General features: G+C 47.7%; 14 protein-coding genes. 6 read left to right on the forward strand and 8 right to left on the reverse strand.

Annotation, left to right across the window (positions count from 1 at the left end; genetic code table 11):
• Positions 1–81 precede the first annotated feature (81 nt).
• Entirely contained in the window at positions 82–1317 is a 1236-nt protein-coding gene (locus tag NT073_RS22880) for an MFS transporter (protein ID WP_297378153.1), read from the forward strand.
• A 235-nt stretch (positions 1318–1552) separates the two neighbouring features.
• Here the strand turns inward: NT073_RS22880 and NT073_RS22885 are convergent, their stop codons facing one another.
• The 6 genes from NT073_RS22885 to NT073_RS22910 all read right to left on the reverse strand — a co-directional run bounded on the left by NT073_RS22885 (position 1553) and on the right by NT073_RS22910 (position 12702).
• Positions 1553–2260 (reverse strand): hypothetical protein, encoded by a 708-nt coding sequence (locus tag NT073_RS22885; RefSeq protein ID WP_297378156.1) that lies wholly within the window; start codon positions 2258–2260, stop codon positions 1553–1555.
• A gap of 283 nt (positions 2261–2543) precedes the next feature.
• Positions 2544–2912 carry a hypothetical protein gene (locus tag NT073_RS22890; protein WP_297378159.1) on the reverse strand — a complete coding sequence of 123 codons (369 nt, stop codon included), beginning with the start codon at positions 2910–2912 and terminating at the stop codon, positions 2544–2546.
• 534 nt (positions 2913–3446) lie between these two features.
• A complete protein-coding gene (locus NT073_RS22895) occupies positions 3447–3863 on the reverse strand; it encodes a response regulator (protein WP_297378162.1) in 417 nt (138 codons plus the stop codon).
• A gap of 660 nt (positions 3864–4523) precedes the next feature.
• Positions 4524–7910, reverse strand: coding sequence for an FG-GAP-like repeat-containing protein (locus NT073_RS22900; protein WP_297378165.1), 3387 nt, complete (start codon positions 7908–7910; stop codon positions 4524–4526).
• 92 nt (positions 7911–8002) lie between these two features.
• Positions 8003–9541, reverse strand: coding sequence for a RagB/SusD family nutrient uptake outer membrane protein (locus tag NT073_RS22905; RefSeq protein WP_297378168.1), 1539 nt, complete (start codon positions 9539–9541; stop codon positions 8003–8005).
• Positions 9542–9573: 32 nt separating this feature from the next.
• Positions 9574–12702 (reverse strand): TonB-dependent receptor, encoded by a 3129-nt coding sequence (locus NT073_RS22910; protein ID WP_297378171.1) that lies wholly within the window; start codon positions 12700–12702, stop codon positions 9574–9576.
• 710 nt (positions 12703–13412) lie between these two features.
• Between NT073_RS22910 and NT073_RS22915 the strand changes: the two genes are divergently transcribed.
• Positions 13413–14240, forward strand: coding sequence for an SGNH/GDSL hydrolase family protein (locus tag NT073_RS22915; RefSeq protein WP_297378174.1), 828 nt, complete (start codon positions 13413–13415; stop codon positions 14238–14240).
• Positions 14241–14273: 33 nt separating this feature from the next.
• On the forward strand, positions 14274–15896 hold the full coding sequence (locus NT073_RS22920) for an amidase (RefSeq protein ID WP_297378176.1): 1623 nt from the start codon (positions 14274–14276) through the stop codon (positions 15894–15896).
• Between the two features lie 97 nt (positions 15897–15993).
• On the opposite strand, the gene NT073_RS22925 is transcribed toward NT073_RS22920, so the two are convergent.
• Positions 15994–16842: a CRISPR-associated endoribonuclease Cas6 gene (locus NT073_RS22925; RefSeq protein ID WP_366107701.1), complete on the reverse strand. Its 849-nt coding sequence runs from the start codon at positions 16840–16842 to the stop codon at positions 15994–15996.
• A gap of 1168 nt (positions 16843–18010) precedes the next feature.
• Between NT073_RS22925 and NT073_RS33420 the strand changes: the two genes are divergently transcribed.
• Positions 18011–18250 (forward strand): LytTR family DNA-binding domain-containing protein, encoded by a 240-nt coding sequence (locus tag NT073_RS33420; protein ID WP_366107719.1) that lies wholly within the window; start codon positions 18011–18013, stop codon positions 18248–18250.
• Here the strand turns inward: NT073_RS33420 and NT073_RS22930 are convergent.
• Positions 18170–18346 carry a hypothetical protein gene (locus tag NT073_RS22930; RefSeq protein ID WP_297378183.1) on the reverse strand — a complete coding sequence of 59 codons (177 nt, stop codon included), beginning with the start codon at positions 18344–18346 and terminating at the stop codon, positions 18170–18172. The genes NT073_RS33420 and NT073_RS22930 overlap by 81 nt on opposite strands.
• Before the next feature lie 764 nt (positions 18347–19110).
• Between NT073_RS22930 and NT073_RS22935 the strand changes: the two genes are divergently transcribed.
• A complete protein-coding gene (locus tag NT073_RS22935) occupies positions 19111–20691 on the forward strand; it encodes a T9SS type A sorting domain-containing protein (protein ID WP_297378186.1) in 1581 nt (526 codons plus the stop codon).
• Positions 20692–20789: 98 nt separating this feature from the next.
• Positions 20790–21266, forward strand: a complete 477-nt coding sequence (locus tag NT073_RS22940; RefSeq protein WP_297378190.1) for a response regulator transcription factor — start codon at positions 20790–20792, stop codon at positions 21264–21266.
• Positions 21267–21299: the final 33 nt, after the last annotated feature.

The raw sequence follows: 21299 nt of genomic DNA on the forward strand, positions 1-21299 counted from the left end.
ACGGATTTGTACGGATAGAGCTACTTCAAACTCTGCCGTTATCCGTTCCATCCTCCTTTTTAGCCCGTTTGTTAGTCTTATATGCAAACACTTTCTCCCAACTCTCCCTCCCTCCGCCCTTTGTTTGCCCTGCCGGTCATTGTGGCTGCACTGGGCTATTTTGTGGATGTATACGACCTGCTGTTGTTCAACATTGTGCGGGTACCTAGTCTGAAAGAATTGGGTCTTTCCGAGGCAGACATCTCACTCATTGGTGGCAAAATCCTGAACTACCAGCAGGCCGGTTTGCTACTCGGCGGGATTCTTTGGGGGATTTTGGGCGATAAACGCGGCCGGCTTTCGGTGTTGTTCGGGAGCATCATTACCTATTCGCTGGCGAATCTGGCCTGCGGGTTTGTCCATGACCCACAACTGTACGCGTGGCTTCGGTTCATTGCCGGGCTTGGTCTGGCTGGTGAGCTGGGGGCGGGTATTACGCTGGTGAGTGAGATTTTGCCCCCCAATCTGCGTGGGTATGGCTCTTCACTGGTGGCCAGCGTGGGATTACTGGGTGCCGTTGTGGCGTATTTTACCGTCACGCTTTTTGACTGGCGAACGACATATTTCATTGGCGGGAGTCTGGGGCTCGGTTTGCTGGTGCTGCGCGTGAGTGTACTCGAATCGGGCATGTTCAAACGCGTGCAGGGTACGAGTGTGAGCCGGGGTAACTTTCTGGCGTTGTTCAACGGAAGGTCGAAGGTATTAAGGTATCTCCGGTGTATGGGCATTGCTCTCCCGACTTATCTGGTCATTGGTATTTTGGCCACTTTCGGGAATGAATTTGGGAAAGCGATTGGCCTTGCGGAACCCATTCAGCCCGGCCGATGCGTGATGTTTACCTACGTGGGTACCGTTCTGGGCGATTTGGCGAGTGGTATTCTCAGCCAGTATCTGCAATCCCGGCGCAAAGCTGTCGGCCTGATGATGAGCCTGACGTTTGTTTTCGTCATCATATACCTCTTTGGCGGCATCAATTCGACCGGGGCTTTTTATGGGCTTTGTCTGGCGATGGGTTTTGGCATCGGCTACATCGCCATGTTCCTGACCATTACGGCGGAGAGTTTTGGCACTAACCTTCGGGCTACGGCAACGACTTCAGTAGCCAATAACGTTCGGGCCACAACGCTGATCAGCATCCCCGCCTTTCAGGCTATGAAACCTTCGCTGGGGGTTCTGGAAGCAGCCGCCATCGTCGCTTTTGTCTGCTTCGCGCTGGGCTACTGGTCATTGGTCACGATGGAAGAAACGTACGGTAAGGAACTTGATTATACGGAGTAGAACGTACTAGATGACTATTGGCTAAGTCACAAGCCGTATAAATGCATTAGCCGTGGCCTGTCAATAGAGATGCCTTTCTGGCTCAACCGATCGGATGACAAAATTGATGCTAACGCTAAATTCTCGCCGACCTCGGCTTAAAACGGGCGTTTGGTGAAACGGACAATACCTTAATAGCATCAATCGATAACGACCAGTTATGAAGAATTTGAATTGACTATCGTTTCCTGATTACCTAAGGAAGAGTAGCACAAAAGGCAAGGCTATTTTTTAGATCTGTTTCCTGATTGAAATTAATAGAATTTTCCTTTAAGTATTGTTTAACAACCTGTTTATTCTTAGCAAATAAGTTCAGGAAGCCGGATTGGTTTGCTGGATGAAACTTACCGTTACCATCCCGTAGTTTGAACTCGGCTTTTTGGGAAAATAGCATATCACTGTGGGCCTCTAGACGGGCTATTGACCCATTGGTGCCGGAATAAGTGGTGGTAGTTCGTATCGCTGATGCTCCCGTTGATTGTTTATACCCCCCTTCTTTTTCTCGATCAATCAAAACCATGGTTCGTTTAATTAGCAATCTAGCAGAACCGTACGTAGATACCAGCTGCCAATAGGACTTTGGATACTCGTAGTAAAATGAGTCCGGGCCGATTACCACGAGTTGAACGGTGGGATCGTTTTGCAGCGCCAGTGTATCGCCAGTAGGGCTGATAAAATGCATCTCACCCAAAAATAGATTATAGTTAAATCTAGCTGATGACGACTTGTTGGGGGCATAAACGAGCTTACCCTGTGTAAATACTGGGTATTGGTAGCGTTCGTTAAATGCAACAGAATTAGTTAGGTTCTCCCCTGCTTTTACACGGATATATTGGTTTCTTTGAGCAGCAACGATAGAATGTATGCCAATCAGTAGGAAACAAGCGAACGATAAAAGTTTCATATCTGAGCTTAGTAAATTGTAGAGTACTTTAAGGCAATAGTCAGTTGCAACAGTTCTATAAGGGGAATCATGTCTATAAATTGTCTTAGTAAGCAATAAAAAGGGACTAATAATGTATTATTCTCGACAAAAATGCATTTATCGGCCCCATGTGCTTTTTATCACGAATCTCTTAGATATCAAGGTAGCGGTCATGTGGTGCTTTCCAAATTAGGGGCTTAATTAGATTGCCTCTTTTAATATCTGTCTAATCTAATCACTGGCATGCGTTACCGTCCATTGGCTATTTTACGGAATTGGCAGAACAGTTTTTCCAGGTCAATCTGACTGGCAATTCAACTTTCGCTAAAAAGATGCTATCATTCATTGGCATATCAGCTAGGGCAGTAATCTTGCCCGTACCACTCCAAGCTCTTGATAAAGGTAGCCCGTAAACTTTACCCGCGTTAAGGCATCTGAAGTTCACCAAAAAATCTGTCGTGGGTGGTGATACGTAAAACAATTCATGACCAATTGCTACTGATTGATTTCTCCAAATTGTACCAACTAAAATCACGTTACCTACCACTGGGCTGTTAACACGTATTTCTGCTTCCAAGCTTCCACCATGCTCTGCAGACTTGTGATTGTAAAAACTTGCTTCGTTCTTCAACTCCCTTTCAGTCCAGTTCCAGTATCCCTTTCTGTTTGTTCCATTGGGTAGTCAGGTTACTGACCAGAGCAGATCTCGTTCCTAAAACTGCTACCATTGGCGAATACTATCAGCTAATAATTGCAAATCTGCAATCACCTGTTGCAACATGACCTTTTTCTGACTGTAAAAGTAGTTATCTAAGTAGGCCCGTAACTGAATGTATGGTTACGCAGCGGTTTTAGCCAATTGACCAACTTTTCAAACCAAAGAAGATCAAAAATAGACATAGGGGCCGATGACAAAGATGAACCATTCGTGAGCTGGTATTCGACAACACAGTTGAAAGAATTTGGGTGCGTATGCGATGGATTGAGCTAACAGATAGTAAAAAGGAAAGGTTATTTTACTAACTGACCATTATTATCCGTAGCCTATGGCCCTACGTGGCCCGTAAGCCAGAAAGGCGATCATCAGCTATTGATGGAACCTAAGAGAGAGTATTAAGTCATCATTAGGATGATAACGAATCGGCACATGCTGTTTGTTGATCTTCTAGGCCTCATCGACTTGGAGAAGAGCCGGTATGTACCGGACTACTAACTGGTAGAGTTGTTGGGTTAGACTATCCATACCGGCTACTTTAGACAGATATTCACTGGCCCCCTTGGCTACACAAGCTTGCTGTTCCTGAGCACTTGCCTGGGCTGACCAAACCACCACCGGGACCTGTTCTCTACCGGCTTGGGCCCTGATAAGGGGGATTAACTCCGTAGCCGTAGTAGGGGGTAGATGGTAGTCCAGCAGGATCAGGCTCACTAGCGGTTCACCCGGCGCCAGATGCGCCAGAAAGTCAGTCTGATTAATGGTACAAACCAGCCCAAGCTGCTCACCAAAGAGTGTCTTGATCAGATGCGTGAGCATCACGCAGTCATCTTCATCATCATCCAAAACCAGTAGAAAAGTAGTCAACGTTGTCAGTTAAAAAAGAGTCGAATACGATACATCCATTCAGGCTACATGTCATGGCCTAACCTGAAAGATGGCACCTGAGAAGTACGGCAATATAAGCTACCCCAGGGACGCTGTTCCTCGCTATTTATCGTAAAGCAAACATGATACATATATATGTTAATAACGTATATAATCTGCCGCTAAACCACAGGCTAAAGTATTTAGCTTGAGTGGGAATCGTATGCTACAGATTGAGTTGAACAGATATTAAATATCAGCGTCTCAATAGACCTCCAAATTTAGACGCAGTGCGTTTCAAGGAAGGGTATTTATGTGACTGGATTTGGCCGACACTACTGAAAAGTACGTTATACCCCTAAGCAAAAGCTAGCATCCAGGTGGTTCAACCTTTATCTTTTGGTTTCACTACGTAGACAAGTGAGAGGTAATAGTCGCAACTTTTGTCAATTATGAGAGCATAGATCAATCTATGGCATCGACAAACACAAAATCAAAAGCCAGGAGGCCTCTCAAGATAAAGCTCCCACACGCATCGGGGTCAGGTGATCGAAGGCCTCATTCCATCTGGCCACTTATCAACCGAAGACCTTTTATTGGCTGTTGCCAGTGAGCTGGGTAAACATAAACACCACAATTGGTAGCATAAGCTTCCCCTTTTCACAGTCTCTTCCTGTCCCTGTTCTTTATCGGTGCATGAAGGGCATGAACGACCAGCGGACCATTGTTGATGGCCGTAACGATGCGTTCCGGTTTATGTAGTTTGTAGGAACGGCGGGCGTCTCCGGTAACGGAGAAACCGGTTTGGGTAGATGGGACTCCAACAAACCGTCCTTGCCCATCGCCTTTGAGCAGCAAACCACGCGAGGCATCCTGCCTGCCCATGTTAGCTTCGTTTCCGTAAAAATTGCCCGTTGCCAGCGCATCGAGCTTTCCATCTTTATCGAAGTCATCGACAACGAACCCGAAAATAGGAGCCTCCTGGGCAACCGTGGGCAGAGGTTTCAGTCTAAACTTCCCGTTGCCAAGATTCTCCGCATAACAGCTCCGTAGTTCACTTACATAGGCCCGGTAGACTCCGTCCAGATCTTTCTCTGAAAACAGGGCGTCGAAATCAGCTTCGGCATAATCGGCATAGCGCAGAAACTTACGCCGGAACTGGATAACCTGCTGGTTCAGGGCATCGCGGGGCAGGGCCGGATAACGCGCTCCGTTGATAAAATAGCCCATGATCGGGTCAAATTGCCCGTCGTCGTTGAAATCTTTTCCATACATCAGAATCGGCTCGCTGGCCGACGCCCGGTATAGGGTATTCAAGCCTTCGTTGCCCAGCAATAAATCGGCATCGCCGTCGCCGTCGAAATCACCGCTGGCCACACAATTCCACCAGCCAGTGGGGTTTGTCGCCAATGTTGAATCCGCCGATTTTATCCGCCGAAAAACACCTTTCTGATTCTCCAGTACCGTTAGTGGCATCCACTCGCCCACTGCTACCAGATCCGTATCCTGGTCGCCGTCAATATCGAGCGGCAACACCTCGCACACGAGTCCAAGACTTGCCAAATCGGGGGCTACCTGGGCCGTGACGTTCGTGAAGTGTGGTGCCTTGCCCGGTATCCGGTCGTTGCGTAACAGATAGCTTTGCGCGGGTATCGGGTATTTTCCCGGCAGCTGACGCCCGGCAATCAGCACGTCAAGATCCCCGTCACGGTCATAATCGAGCGCGCGAACCGACTGGCTGCTAACAGCTATCGACGGCAAACCGGGAACGGGCGTAAAATGCCCCCGACCGTCGTTCTGGTAAAGCACGGGCTGAAACGCTTCGGTTGCGGTAAGCGGGCGTTCGTTGCCTCCGCCCACCACCAGCAAATCGTTATCCTGGTCATTATCTGCGTCGAAGAGCAGAATTGCCCCCACCTCCATGGGCGTGTTGGGCATCCAGTCGGCTCGTTTGTACTGGCCATTGGCCCGCCCGAAAAACAACGCTCCCGGACTGCCCCGGTACGAAGCACCCACGGCAATGTCGTCGATAGCATCGCCGTTGAGGTCGCCTACGGCTAGCGCTACCCCTGCCCGCGACAACATCTTATGCAGCGCGGGCGTTGTTTTGAAATCAACAAAGTCCGACTCCTGGTGCACAAAATCGAGGTTCGTCCGCACTTTCGAGAAAAGAGAAGTTGACGGAACATCGAGTCGTTTTCGTGCTGGTTTCGCATCACTATACCGAAGCGTTAGCCGCTGGTTAGCTCGAACGTTGTAACGAACTTCGGTCATTCCACCGGGCCACACCACGCGTACGGAGTCAGCCATCGGCGCAACACCCAGACCAACGACCAGCCCGGTACCCATCGACGATAAATACCCGCGTACCGGATACTTTTCCAGCAGCTGTTTTTCCCCTTTAGTCCAAACGGTAACCATAGCACCAATCCCGGCCCGGTTGGTAACCGGCCCGACAAACGCCATCGACAAATAACTATTTTTAAGCTTTTCGCGACTGGTGTTGCGAAAAACTGACGCCTTCTCATCAATGTTGTTGACTATCAAATCCAGGTCACCATCGCCGTCCAGATCAGCATAGGCGGCCCCGTTAGCGTAAGACAGTTCATCCAGCCCCCAGGCCGCTGACACATCCTCGAACGTCAGGTCGTTATGGTTGCGGAAGGCGTAGTTACGGAGCTTAATCTCGGGCACTTTCTCCAGCAATTTATCCCGTTGCTGTTGCCGGGCGGCATCGGTACCGAAACTCCCAAACTCCTCAGTAAAGCTGATAAAATCGCGGTCGGTGACGTTTTTGCGGTAGCCATTGGTCACGAACACATCTTTATGACCGTCCAGATCGAGATCGGCCAGGAGTGTAGACCAACTCCAGTCGGTTTGGGCTATCCCGGCGAGCAAGCCGACTTCGCTAAAGAGTGGCTTCTCCTGGTCGTTTCCGGCGTTGAGTTGTAGGGTGTTCCGCATGTATTGAAGCTGGTAGCCATATTGTGACGTCTGGCTCAGCTCCTTTTTATCGTAATCCTGCGCACTAAGCATCTGCTTCTGGCGGGCGTTATCCTTCGGCAGCATATCCAGTTGCATGAAGTCGATTTGTCCATCGTTGTTAATGTCGGCGGCATCAATGCCCATCCCATACATGCTCGTATGGGCCAGCGAGGCACGGGTACAGTTCCGGAATATGCCCAGGCTATCGGGTTTAGCCCCACGGTTGAGGTAGAAAATATCGCTGCTGATAAAATCGTTGGAACAATATACGTCCGGATAGCCATCCTGATTCAAATCCGATACGGCCACGCCAAGCCCCAACCCTTCGAACCGAATACCGGCCGCTTTAGACACATCAATAAACACAGGTCGACCCGTTGGGCCAACACCTTCATTGCGAAATAAACGGTCGGTAGAGGGGTACGTACCATCATTGATGGCGGGGCGCAGGTAGTTGGGGTTCTGCACATCAGGAGCCGTATTGAGCAGAAAGGCATCGAGATCACCATCCAGATCGTAGTCAAAAAAAGCGGCCTGGGTCGTATAGCCGGCATAATCGAGTCCATAAGCAGCAGCTTCCTCGCGGAAAGTTGGCGAAACTGTTTTCTGATTAATAAATAGCAAATTCCTGCTTTGGCGCATGGTTTGGTGGGCTGCCACACTCACGTAAATATCGTCCCAGCCATCCTGATTAATGTCCACGACCGAAACACCCGTACACCAGCGGTCGGTGTGTACGCCGGCCGAATCGGTCAGGTCGGTAAACCGCAAACCGGATTGTTGAGTTGTCTGATTGATGTATAAGCGGCTACTTTCCTGATTGCCCGTAAAAAACAGGTCGGGTTTACCGTCGTGGTTAAAGTCGCCCACGCCCACCCCTCCCCCATTGTAAAAATTTGTAAATGTAAAGGCGTTCAGGGAATCGTTGGGAGTCAGGTTATTGGCAAACTCTATACCCGACTGATGGGCGTCGATCTTCTCAAATAGACGGTCAGCTTTAGGCTGGCAACTTACCAGACCGAAACCCATCATAAGCGCCAAAAAGACTACCGAAATACGCATGAATCAATAGTTCGTTACTAACAAAACTCCCCTCCCGGATTAGTTTGGGAAGGGAGTTCAAGGTGTTTACTACTTACACAGAGCTTAGTTAATTAATACCCAGGGTTCTGGTCTTTGGGATCAATGGCTGGGCTGTTATCGATTTCGGATTGAGGAATGGGCAGCAGTTCGTGCTTGTTCGCGATGAAATAGGATAGCGGCTCGGACTTTTGCTTTTTATTCTTCCGCCAGCGCACAATATCAAAGTTGCGAATCTGCTCAGCCGCCAGTTCGACCATGCGCTCGTGTACCACTGCATCAAATACCTCACTCTGGTTACGACAGGGGTAGTTTTTAGTAGGATAGGGTGGCATATCTACCGATTTACGCGCCCGTACCTGGTTCATCAGGGCTATGGCAGCGGCCTGATTTCCGGTCTCGTTTTCACATTCGGCGAGCATCAGCAGCACATCGGCATAACGCATAACCCGCATGTTGATACCGCTCTGGGCGTAGCCATTGTCCAGTTTGTAAAGTACCGAGTATTTACGCCAGCTTACTTTCAGTGTTTTCCCATCCACTATCGATGCGTTACCCTGTACGCGGTCGGCGGTGAGAACACTGAGTCCATTGTTGAATTTGTCCCCTTCACTATAGTACGAGTACACGTATCGGGGGTCGTTTTTAGTGTCTCCTGCCGAAATCCGCTCGTAAGAATTCAGAATCTTGTTGGACGGGATCACGTTCCGCCAGCCGATAGCCGAATACTCCTGCGTACGAACGGTTTCTTCCTGAACAGCCGACCCATCGCTGTCGCCACCCCAGTTGTAGGCACCGCCCGACTGGGCGTAAACTACCTCGAAAATAGACTCCTGATTAAACTCACCCTCTTCGTTGGTAAGATCGGTGTACTCGTCGACGATTTTGTACAGGCCTGAGTTTACAATTTTCTGTAGTTCAGTCTTTGCACTGGCATAGTCGCCCAACTGCAGGTAAGTACGCGCCAGCAACGTTTGCACAGCCGCTTTGGTAGCCCGTCCCAGATTCTTGGCATCGTAGCTGGCCGGTACGCCGGCTTCGGCCGCTTTCAGATCGGCAATCACAAAATCGTACACCTGCCGCTGGGTTGAGCGGGGCAACGAACCATCTACCGATTTGGCAAATTCCTTGTACAGGGGTACGCCACCAAAAAACGTAGCCAGCTCGTAATAGGACCAGGCCCTCAGGAACCGCGCTTCACCCAGCAGACGGTCGCGCACGGCCGGGGTGATGTCTTTGACAGATGCCCCTTTTTCAAGTACCACGTTGGCCCGGTGAATAGTCCGGTACCAGCCTCGCCAGATGCTGCCCACCAGGGCGTTCCCTGTATCATGTACACCAATGAGCAACTGATTACGGGGCGTTTCGAGCTGCCCGCCCCCGGAGGCCATCTCGTCGCTCCGCAGATCGTGGGTAAAGAACCATTCTCTGGAAACCAGGCTGTTCGATTGCACCAGGGCATAAATCGAGTTGACCCCCGCCGTTAATTCGTCGGCATTATTAAAATAGGTTTCAAAGGTTACGCCGTTGGGATTCAGTTTATTGAGATCATCCTCGCTACAACTGATGGTTAAGCCCAGTAGCGCGATGCTGAATAGGATTGTCTTTTTCATGATAACACGTCGCTAAAAGATAAACTGATACGTTAAAAGCCAAGGTTAACGCCCACCATGATCGTACGCGCCTGTGGATACTGCACATAGTCGATACCGTTGTTGAGCAGGTTGTAGTTCTTCGACGACACTTCCGGGTCGTAGCCGGTGTATTTGGTAAAGGTCAGCAGGTTCTGGCTCGACACATATATCCGCGTCTTACTGAGCACATTACCCGTCAGTTTACCAATAACACTTGCCGGAATCGTATAGCCGATGCTCATGTTTTTTAGACGCAGGTAGGAGCCATCCTCCAGGAATCGGTCAGAGGTTCGGGAGTTCTGATTCGGATCGCCACTGATCGAGCGGGGCACGTCGGTATTAGTATTCTGGGGCGTCCAGGCATTCAGCACATCGGTGGTGGCGTTGAACAACCGAAGCTGCCCCTGCCCGATCACTTTCGTACCATTGTAGACTTTGTTGCCCTGTACTCCCTGGAAGAACACGGTGAAATCGAAGTTTTTGTACGTACCGGTCCAGTTCAGGCCATAGCTGAACTTAGGGATGAAACTGCCGAGGTACTGGCGGTCATTGGCGTCGATTTTTCCATCGCCATTTAAATCACGGAACCGAATATCGCCCGGTGCGGTATTGTCGTTTTGATAAAACGTGCTGGCGTTTCCATCAATAGCATTGTACCGGTCAAGCTCGCCCTGGCTCTGGAAAATACCATCGACAACCCAGCCGTAGAAGGACTGAATGGGCTGTCCAACTTCCGTGCGGGTGATGTCGAAGCCACCAAAGTCGGCGTTTGACCCGGAATTAATGGTTGCGTTCGGAGTTGCCAGACTCAGTACTTTATTCCGCGTGATGTCAAACGTACCGGTCAGGTTCCAGTTGAAATCCTTACTGGAGTAGTTATAGCCCGCCGTCAGTTCAAAACCTTGGTTACGCATACTACCCACATTGGCCAGCGGGTTTACCGAATAACCCTGCGATTCGGGCAGCGGTACCCGCAGCAGGAGGCCGTCGGTCTGGCGACTGTACACCTCGGCGCTCAGGCTTATTTTGTTGTTTAACAGCGAAGCATCGACGCCAATGTTGCTCATGGTAGTTACCTCCCAGCTTAGGCCGCTGTTGCCCAACTGGTTAAAGAACGACCCTAGCTGGGTCTGGTTTCCAAATGGGTAAATGGTATTATTGGCCTGAATGAGCGGTTGCCAGTCATAATCACCAATGGCGTTGTAGCCAGTCTTGCCGTAGCTGCCCCGCAATTTCAACTCCGAAAAAGCTGAAACGCCTTTCATAAACTTTTCTTCGCTGATACGCCAGCCTGCCGAAACAGCCGGAAACGTACCCCACTTGCGGCCTGGCGCAAACTTCGACGAACCATCCCGCCGAATCGATGCCCCCAGGAGGTACCTGCCCGCATATTCATAATTCAGACGACCCACGTACGAAATCAGGAGGTTTTCATTCAGCGTGCTGGAGCCGTTGGGGTTCGAGACGCCCTGAATCACCTGGATATTATTATCAGGCCGCTGGCCGCTGGCGCTAATAGACCTCGACATGCTGCGCTGCTGCTCGGCTACTCCGGTCAGGTTAACGAAGTGCTTGCCGTAGGTTTTTTCGAAGGTAAGCTGATTGGTCATCACCGAAGAGAAGAACTCGCTGCGGTTCTCGTTTACGTTGGCAATGACCCGGCTCCGGTTGCCGTCGTTATAGATTGGCAGAAACCCATTGAACCGCGCATTGGCGTAATCGGCTCCAAAGGTGAAGCGATAGCGGAGGAAGTCCGTAAACTTAATCTCGGCGAAGATCGACCCCAGCAGTTTGAAGCCCCGGTCTGTCTGAAATTGCTGCTCCTGCTCGGCTACCCGCAAGGGGTTTTCGGGGTCAGTGGCATCGAGTCCCTGTGCTGTTGTGCTGAACCCGCCAATCTTTGTTGGGTCACGTACGGGCCAATAAGGCGTCATCCGCATGATGTTCATCAGCAGACTCCGCCCACCTCCATCGCGCTCCAGCCGCCGGAAATCCGTAGACGCCAGCATCGTTTGCCCAATGGTCAGGTATTTACTGACTTTATGATCCGAGTTGATCCGGAAGCTCTGCCGGTCGTAGTTGGTAAAGGGCAGAATTCCATCTTGTTTAAAATACCCCAGCGAGGTATAAAAACGGGAAGTCGCATTTCCTCCCGACAGCGAAACCTGATGGTCCATAATGGGTGCCGCCCGGAACATAACGTTCTGCCAATCGGTATCGGTCTGGGCAAACGTCTGGGTAGCGCCGTCATAAATAGGTACGTTCAGGTTCGAGAATCGGCCCGGCACAGGTTGCCCGGCAGCCGTCAGCAACGCAGTACCGTATTTAATATACTCCTGGCTATTGAGCAGGTCCAGTTTTCGCCAAGCCGACTGCGAACCGTAGTACGAGTCGACGTTAATCGTAAGTTTGCCATTGGTAGCCCCTTTCTTGGTTGTAATCAGGATAACCCCGTTGGCGGCCCGTGACCCGTAAATAGCGGCTGCGCTGGCGTCTTTCAATACCTCCAGCGATTCGATATCCTTGGGGTCGATGTTGTTCAGGCCACCCGCCGGTATTCCGTCGATCACATAGAGCGGATTCGGGTTCAGACTAATGGAGCCAACGCCCCGCACCCGCACTACGGGTTCACTGCCGGGGCTGCTGTTGTTGGTTACCGATACCCCCGGCACGCGTCCCTGCAATGCCTGTACGGGACTAATAACAGGAAGCGCCTTCAAATCTTTCGGTGAAACGGACGAAACAGCCCCCGTAAGCGAGGACTTTTTCTGCGTACCGTAGCCTACAACGATCACTTCATTGAGCGCCAGAGGATCGGTGACCATTTTCACATCAATCACCGACCGGTTACCCACCGCTACTTCCTGTTTGGTATAGCCAATGAAACTAAACACAACGGTTGCCTGCCGCCCAACAGAAAGGCTATACGTACCATTTTTGTCGGTAGTCGTTCCCCGGACGGTTCCTTTCTCAACTACGTTCACGCCAGGAAGCGGCTCCCCGGTTTCGTTTGTGATCGTACCTGATAGTTGTTGGGCAAAGGATGTTCCGGCCAGAGCAATAAGCCAGACGGCCAAAATCGTTCGGAAAGTAATTAGCAGTTTACTGCTTTTAGGATGTAAACGTTTGTTGTATCGCATAGTGATAGTAATTGATTAAACACCTAACGGAATCCACTAAGTAAAAACAGCACATTAAAAAGAACTTTGATTTCTATATAATACAGATAATCATCAGTTTTCATCAACAATTTAACTGACCCATCTTACTGGTATAATTCTATATTTTAAGATTAGGCCATACAAGTGTATCACCTGTAAACGATTTAAGAAGGCTTAAAGGCTGTACATTCATATTTATATATAATAAATTAAAAATACCATTTTGGATCCCAAAAAAAGTACCTTTAAGTGAATAGTCCAAATAAATAACGATTATATTTATTTTTAATTATTTATCGAATAGCCGTTTATTAATATTTACAGAAAATACAGATAGTAGTGTGTAGGGGTTAAATCAACCAATACACTTATGGCATATCAAAAAAATGATAGTTACTAAAGTTAGTTTTCATATAGTAATATAAACCATATTAACTAAGTATATATACTTATCAAACAGGGCGTACAGATTTAGTACTTTTATTGTAGTTGCGATTTAGTTACAGCAAACACAAATCGCATTTAGCCGGGCAGATTACGGTAATAATCTATCGGAGAAGTGCTTTCTGAAATAATCGGTTTATTTTCGAAATACGATCTGCAACTGAATTGTGTGGCTTCTGTAAACCATTGTCTCACCCAACCCTTTCTCAACCTAGCTCTATGATTGGAGCTATCGACTACATAAAATGAAGAAGTACTACCTAATCCTGAGTCTGGTTTTTCTGACCAGTTCGTTTACCCGCAAAGAGCTTGCGTGGGTAGCTATTGGCGACTCGATCACCTATCTGAATGAACATCTGGATGAGACGGGTAATCGAATTACCAAGGGCTACATGACTCGTGTAACGGAACAGTTACCGTATGTACATTACGTTAATCAGGGACATAACGGCTGGACAGCGGGCAAAATAGCGTCCTCGATTGAAACACTGGGTCTCGTTAAAGCCGACCTCTATTCGGTCTTTCTAGGAACAAACGATTGGTGGGCAGGCCGACCGCTGGGCAACTTGGCCGACTATCAGCGCAGCACTGGCAATGCAACGGTGTATGGCTCATTCCGCATCATTATCGACAAACTTCGCAACCTTAATCCACAGGCTCCTATCATTCTGATTACGCCCATGCAACGCGTAGATTTTGTTTACCTGACCAATTTCAAGAATAACGCTTTTGGCTCCTACAAACCTAAGAATGGACAGTTCCTTGAGTCATTTGCCAACGCCATTGATTCGATTGGCCGCTACGAACACGTGCCGGTTGTTGACCTATACCATACAAAAGGGTTACAGATAAAAAACCTGGTGAAATACAAACGATTGAAAGATCCCCAAACGGGTGTTTACAAGAACTACCGCTACCCGGCCTTCATTGACATACCGTTCAATCCTGAAACAGATGAGTACCCGTATCCAGCTGACGCTATCGATAAGACTTACGATGGTTTACACCCCTCCGATGCCGGTTATTCACTGATCAGCCGTAAGTTGGTAAAGATCATCAGGCAATACCATTAAGTACATCTCTAAAGTTTATATCCGATCAACTTCATGAACAGACGGAGCTTTATCAAGAACAGTTCAGTTGTTAGCCTTTCTGCCAGTACACTCACTGTAGCGGCCTGCTCGTCGCCCAAACAGACATCCACGGAAAATAACTCCTCAGACTTCACCGACGATTTTGAACTGAACGAAGTAACGATCGGCGATCTTCAAAAGAAGATGCAGTCGGGCCAGTATACAGCCGCTGCCATTACCCAGCTTTACCTGGACCGTATTAAAGTCATTGACAAGCAAGGTCCGAGCCTGAATTCGGTGATAGAGCTCAACCCTGATGCCCTGACGATTGCCAACGCTATGGATCAGGAGCGGAAAGCGGGTAAATTACGGGGTCCGCTTCATGGTATTCCGATACTGATAAAGGATAATATTGATACCGGCGACCAGATGATGACGACCGCCGGTGCTTTGGCGCTGGACGGCCATAAAGCCACTAACGATGCATTTGTTGCCCAAAAACTACGCGACGCCGGGGCGGTTATTCTTGGTAAGACAAACCTCAGCGAATGGGCTAATTTCCGCTCGACCCGATCGAGCAGTGGCTGGAGCAGCCGGGGCGGCCAAACCCGCAACCCGTTTGTGCTCGACCGAAGTCCGTGCGGTTCCAGTTCAGGATCAGGGTCGGCGGTGTCAGCTAACCTCTGTACCGTGGCAGTTGGGACCGAAACGGATGGCTCGGTCATTGCTCCTGCCTCGTTTTGTGGTGTTGTCGGAATTAAGCCCACTGTGGGGCTGGTGAGCCGCAGTGGCATCATTCCTATCTCAAAAACGCAGGACACCGCCGGTCCAATGACCCGAACGGTAACGGATGCGGCTATTTTGCTGGGTGCTATGACCGGTATCGATCCGGCAGATGCCGTTACGGCTGAAAGCCAGGGCAAGGCCCTGACCGATTATAGCCAGTTTTTACGGGCGGACGGGTTATCGGGCAAACGCATTGGTGTCGAAAAATCCTTTTTGAAAGGGCACGAAGGTGTTGTTGGCCTGTTCAGGCAAGCCATTGATGTATTGAAAAAACAGGGAGCCGTTATCGTTGAGGTTGAGTTGCTCAACCAATTCAGTTCCATTGGCGGGGCGGAGTTTACAGTGCTCCAGTACGAATTCAAAGATGGCGTAAACCAATACCTGGCATCGGCCAATGCCGTTGTTAAATCGCTGGCCGAGGTCATTGCCTACAACCGCAAAAATGAAGCGAAAGCCATGCCTTTCTTCAAGCAGGAGACCCTCGAAAGCAGCGAAGCCAAGGGTGGGTTAACTAGTAAGGAATATACGGATGCTCTGGCTAAAACCCGAACGTCACGCCAGTTGATCGACAAACTAATGGCCTCCGTTAAACTGGATGCCATCTGTGGCACCAGCATTGGTTTTGCGGGCTGTATCGACCTAGTTAATGGCGACTACGACACCGGCTTCTATTTCTGTCCGCCAGCAGCTATGGCCGGGTATCCGCACATTACGGTCCCGATGGGCACGGTACATGGCCTTCCCGTTGGCCTCTCTTTTATAGCCAGCGCCTATCAGGAAGGCCCCCTACTCACCATTGGTTATGCCTATGAACAAGCCTCTAAAAAACGAATTCGTCCCCCATTTACCAGATCGTTAATTCCAGACTGATAGCCGTCACTAAGTGACAAGTATGGGCTTGGTACTATTCAGCACAACTGTACTTTGTCGCCGGTCTTCTTACCGATTGGCGACAAAGTATACTTTTTCACTTTCCAACAATACCAACGCATCCAAAGCCCTCGGCGTTATAGCGTCCTACCCCCGCCAGTACGGCCAGTTCCAGCAATTCGACGGGTCCTTCCAATTCAAACCTAAAGCCATAATAGCCGCGTAATTGAGTTTGCTCACCTGAGCCCTCCTTTATGGTGAGTAGCCTTGATTTAGGTGTGGATGGCCTGGCTATGCTTTCCCCCTCACTCGTCAGCAACCGGTACCGCAGCCTCGCATCAGCGGGCTGGTTACCGGGCAGCGTGGTGGCCTGTCGGTCAGTCTGTATGCTGCGGTACTTTGCCCATAAATTAGCGATAAGCAATGGACCAAACTGTTCATGAGCGGGGTGTAAGTACTGATCCATACCTCGCTCATCCTTCAAAGCAATAACGACCGGCGATAACGTGCGCAGCCGAATAACAGGACTGGTAATACGCACAGGAAGAGCCTCTACACGATCGATCGCGAATTCTGCCCGACGTGTACCAGCCCGCTGTAGGTTTGACGTAATCACACACCGCTGATCCTGAAACAATCCTATCAAAAAGTGCTGGGCTGCGGTATCGACATAAAAGCTGACGATCCATTCTATATAAGGTGAGTTGACCCACATCCCGCCTGCTCCGGCATCTACAACGATCTTCGGCATTATCAAATCCGAAAACGTGAAAAGCTTAAAACGTCGCGTACTGGTTATCGGGTAACCCTGCTCATGCAGAAAACGAGCGTATTGAGTATCTGCCCCAGCCAGTACAGAATATATAAAACCACTTAACTTATACGCATAATTAAAAGGTACAAGTGTTTTTGAGCTGACGGGCCGGAGCGTAAGTTTAAACTGCATAAAGATTTTCAAGTACCTGAACGGTATAGTAAACACCCAAATTTACTATACGGTAAAATAATATTATGAGGAAATTACCGCCTGTATCCGCTACGGCCGATAGGCACTTAATTACTATCACTAAATAAAAACTTCAGCAGTTAACTTATCTCGTCGACATGTAGACATAATACAGCTAATTATAGATAAAATACCATTCCTTGTTTTCAATCATTTAATATATATACTATATAAGCATAATATACTTTATTTATAAACTCACAGGGCCTTTTCGGCTATAAAAACTTCATATAAAACAATTATTAATTAGAATGTTATCACTAAACCGCTATGCATTGTACACAGTATAATTGGTTGAGCAATGGGTAGTTGTAATTAATGTACCACTCACTAAATAAACTAAAACGATGCATTCACCAAGCAAAGAATTCGCAGTCTAAACATCATATAACCAAATGAAGCAAAAATGTACTTGTCACTATCTGCACCAAATAAAAAATTTCTCTCGAACAATATAAAAATACAAAAAGTTCGAATTCATATTTTCCATGTCAAAATCATAATATAATAGTCATATAAATCCCTCACATTACTATACATATCCAACGAAAAGGTGTACAACATCTGAATATTGTACAATAACAATTTTAAGTTGAATATTAAAGTACATAAAATGTGGGGAAATACCTAAATAAATCTATTAATATTTTTGCCAGTACTGTAAACAAGTTGTACAGCTACAGAAGCAATAAAATACATTTTGTTTAAGTAAGGTATATTGACAAAATCTTAGAATCAAAATTCGGTTAATTTATTGTGTGTCGTTACGAATTGCTCTATCATTGAATCGTCCAACGAGACAAAACAGTTTATCGAATTTAAACTAAAGATTGGACGATAGACCTGGTTAAACTTAGCAGTTCCTATCAGTCAAATGATAAGCAACATCCACACAATCGGGTGAGACTTAGTAGTAGATAAGGCTCCACTGTTATGATCAGTTTTTTTCTACTAATGGTTAATAGATGATTTATTTGTTAGCCTGTTTTAAATGCTTTTACAACCTCTTTTTAATACTCATAGTATGATGACAACTTATCCGAAACTACTCTTTTTAATGCCGACAAATTCAATCATTTGGTTAGAAGGCGATGGAAACTACACGCGTATGCATACTCAGGATGGCAAATACCAATCTATCCCGTACACGCTTAAATACATCGCAAACAAATTACCTGACTTTGTACGCATCCACAAGTCGAGTTTAATTAATCCAATGTATGTCCAGGAACTTACAAGCAGAGGTTACCAGGATTACTGGGTTAAATTAAGCAGCGGTCAGGTTCTCTCCGTTTCGCGTAAGCGAATAGTTCAGACGGCGACCAAGCTGAACCTCCCAAAGCCCTGACCAGTCCCTGGTCCCGTCACTACGCCCTGCCCGGAAAACATGAATAGCCGCTAAAAACAGGCCTGGAACGGCTGTTAGGCCTTGATGCTTAAGCATCTATAGAGAGTAAGTGATCTACGTAAGGACATCTCAGAAATTCAACGTGTGCTGGCGGCTTCGACTGGTCACTGACCTTCTAAACGATGTAGGTAACAGGCTAACGTCTCTGAGATGTATTATCCTCTAGACACTACTCATGCGATTTTTTGTGATCCATATGCTATCCATGAGTAACGCAGGAGAATGTACATCAACTCCATCCGCATGTGTTTTTCTTAACGGCTGGCAATCAGGATCAATTACCGTTTAATTTATAAATGTAGGCAAGATTTATAATCAGGCTTGCTATTTATAAATCCTTAATCAAGCAGGCAGCATTAATAATAATCCATCCACATAACCATGACGACAACGCTCAAAAAAAGCTTCACTAAAACGTTATTTTACACGTATTGTAAAGCTATCCCTGTTCCGATATATCCAGATTTTCTGGCAACTATCTGGCCCACCTAAAAGAGGGTATTAATGGTTTTTTACACCTCTCCGACTCGTAAATTCCGAGACAAGAATAAGGGTAGAAACGCAAGTATATTTATCCGGTACGTCCACAAATTTTCGTTGTCAACTGCCCCTATTTTTATCGCTCAATAAGCAGCTCTTAGGTTGGAAAACGCCGAAAGAAAAACGAAATGAAGACTGCATAACCTCATTACTTATCTTTTCTATAACTGGTAATTTGGTTTGAGTAGAATCCCCAAAAAAGCGCGCACATTTTAACTAACCGATTCATTCGTTTAGTCTAGTTAAATTAACAAATTGACATGAAACCACTAGCATTTACTTACATATTATCGGTGATTTTTACTGGTTGCATATACAGTATTGTATGTGGCCAGAATACGTCGGCCAATACATGTGATTATACTATAACCAAAAGTGGGCTTTACAAAAATGGCACTATGGGCGTTTTGCCGGGCCAAACCGTTTGTATTAAGGCAGGCACCTACACCAACTTACATTTCAGTGACTTCGTAGGTACAGCTGAGAAGCCTATTCGGTTTATAAACTACGGGGGTAAAGTGATTGTCAGTGCGGATAAGGCTCCGGCGGGTATACAGTTCTACTTTTCAAAGTACTTCATTCTGTCCGGTTCCGGTTCTTCAGATCTTGAGTACGGTATACTGGTTGAAAAAACCGGTACGGGTGGCCAGGCAGTCCGGGCAGAAAACAAAAGCTCCGACTGTGAAATCGACCATATTGAAATTGCCGGTTCCGGATTTGCCGGTATCATGGTCAAGACAGACCCCACCTGCGATTCAACAACCTGGCGTCAAAACCTGGTTATACGGAACGTGAAAGTGCACCACAATTATATTCATGATACAGACAGCGAAGGCATTTACATTGGCAGTTCCTTCTGGAATGAAGGCTATAAGATGGTATGTGGTGGCCAGACAAAGCTCATTTACCCACACAATATTTATGGCCTCGAAATTCATCATAATCGAATAGAAAGGACAGGAACGGAGGGACTTCAGTACGCTGCTGCGCCAGATGCCGATGTCCATCATAATATTGTTAGTGACCCCGGCTTGAAGCCATTTGCCGCTTTTCAGAACAACGGCGTACAACTTGGCGGGGGTGTAGGCGGCAATTTCTACAACAACCAGATTTTCAACGCCCCAGCGGTGGGCCTAACCATTGTTGGCAATGGGGGTAACTCTCAGATATACAACAACCTGATCGTAAACAGTAAAGTCAATGCGATCTTTTGCGACAACCGGCCCGGCACCCAGGCCAATACGCCCATTGTCTTTGCCAACAACACCCTCATTGACTCGGGCGAGGAAGCAATCAAGCTGTACAACGAAACCAACAATAACCTTGTCATCAATAATATTATTGCTAAGGTTGGCAAAGGGCGTCGGTACATCATGTTTGCTCAGGGCGCTACCGCCGAGATGACCAGCAACTTCATGACCTCCGATATTGACTCGGCTGGATTTATGAACCCCGCCGAAGGAAATTTTCGCTTGAAAAATGACTCAAAGCTGATTGACTCCGGCCTTAGCCGCACCGGTAGTTTTGTTAATCTGGATCTTGACAATAACCGTCGGCCAATAGGTCGTCAGATTGACGTTGGTGCCTACGAATACCACCCGCTTACCGATCGGCTCATAACCATTTACCCTTCTCCCTGCGATGATCAGCTTTCACTCTGGTCAACGGAGCTTATTCGGCAGGTAAAAATATTCACTATCACCGGCAAGCAGGTCTTTCTGCTCGATTCTGTGCCAACAGAAACGATTAACGTACCGGTAAAGGCATTAGGGGCCGGACTGTATGTTTTACAAGCCGAAACCACTTCAGGCTCCATATCAAAACGATTCCTTAAACGATGATTTACTCAACGCATTCACTTTTTACCGCTTAGCCCTCCGGCAGCTTTTGTTTCGGTTGCTCAAAACTCGATTTATCACATTCAATCAACCTGTAAAAAATGAACTATAACTTTTCCTCTCTGGCAGCGGCTTCATCAACCATCTTACTCGTCGATGAAGATCGTTTTATCGCAGGTATCCTCCGTCAAACCCTACAGGCCGAATTTACCATCAAGTATGTGTCGAATGGCATGGAAGCCATGCACTGGCTCGAACAGGGTAACTCGCCTGCACTCATTATTACCGAGCTGAAAATGGCACAGCTCGATGGCCGTAAACTGATCCGGCTCATTAGAGACAGCACGTTACTAAGCCACCTGCCCATCATTGTTCTGTCGGATAGTGATGATAGTAATACGCGCATTGAATGCCTTGAGAGTGGAGCCGACGGGTATCTGGTGAAACCCTTCAACCCATTGGAAGTGAAAGCAAAAGTCCGCGCAATTCTGCGTCGTTCTACCATTGAAAAGACTTCCATGAAACACTTCCCCGAACGACTGACGACTACTCAGTGGGTCTTACCATCTGCCAGCTAGTCTCCTCCAAATACAGCGCTTACTTCACACACC

It is taken from the genome of Spirosoma sp. (genome assembly GCF_026391055.1).
In the GTDB taxonomy this organism is placed as follows: Bacteria; Bacteroidota; Bacteroidia; order Cytophagales; family Spirosomataceae; genus Spirosoma.

Excerpts from the sequence above, each read along its gene's own strand:
- NT073_RS22880 (WP_297378153.1), top strand. The coding sequence starts at position 82 with ATGCAAACACTTTCTCCCAACTCTCCCTCCCTCCGCCCTTTGTTTGCC.
- NT073_RS22885 (WP_297378156.1), bottom strand. The coding sequence starts at position 2,260 with ATGAAACTTTTATCGTTCGCTTGTTTCCTACTGATTGGCATACATTCT.
- NT073_RS22900 (WP_297378165.1), bottom strand. The coding sequence starts at position 7,910 with ATGCGTATTTCGGTAGTCTTTTTGGCGCTTATGATGGGTTTCGGTCTG.
- NT073_RS22905 (WP_297378168.1), bottom strand. The coding sequence starts at position 9,541 with ATGAAAAAGACAATCCTATTCAGCATCGCGCTACTGGGCTTAACCATC.
- NT073_RS22910 (WP_297378171.1), bottom strand. The coding sequence starts at position 12,702 with ATGCGATACAACAAACGTTTACATCCTAAAAGCAGTAAACTGCTAATT.
- NT073_RS22915 (WP_297378174.1), top strand. The coding sequence starts at position 13,413 with ATGAAGAAGTACTACCTAATCCTGAGTCTGGTTTTTCTGACCAGTTCG.
- NT073_RS22920 (WP_297378176.1), top strand. The coding sequence starts at position 14,274 with ATGAACAGACGGAGCTTTATCAAGAACAGTTCAGTTGTTAGCCTTTCT.
- NT073_RS22925 (WP_366107701.1), bottom strand. The coding sequence starts at position 16,842 with ATGCAGTTTAAACTTACGCTCCGGCCCGTCAGCTCAAAAACACTTGTA.
- NT073_RS33420 (WP_366107719.1), top strand. The coding sequence starts at position 18,011 with ATGCATACTCAGGATGGCAAATACCAATCTATCCCGTACACGCTTAAA.
- NT073_RS22930 (WP_297378183.1), bottom strand. The coding sequence starts at position 18,346 with ATGCTTAAGCATCAAGGCCTAACAGCCGTTCCAGGCCTGTTTTTAGCG.
- NT073_RS22935 (WP_297378186.1), top strand. The coding sequence starts at position 19,111 with ATGAAACCACTAGCATTTACTTACATATTATCGGTGATTTTTACTGGT.
- NT073_RS22940 (WP_297378190.1), top strand. The coding sequence starts at position 20,790 with ATGAACTATAACTTTTCCTCTCTGGCAGCGGCTTCATCAACCATCTTA.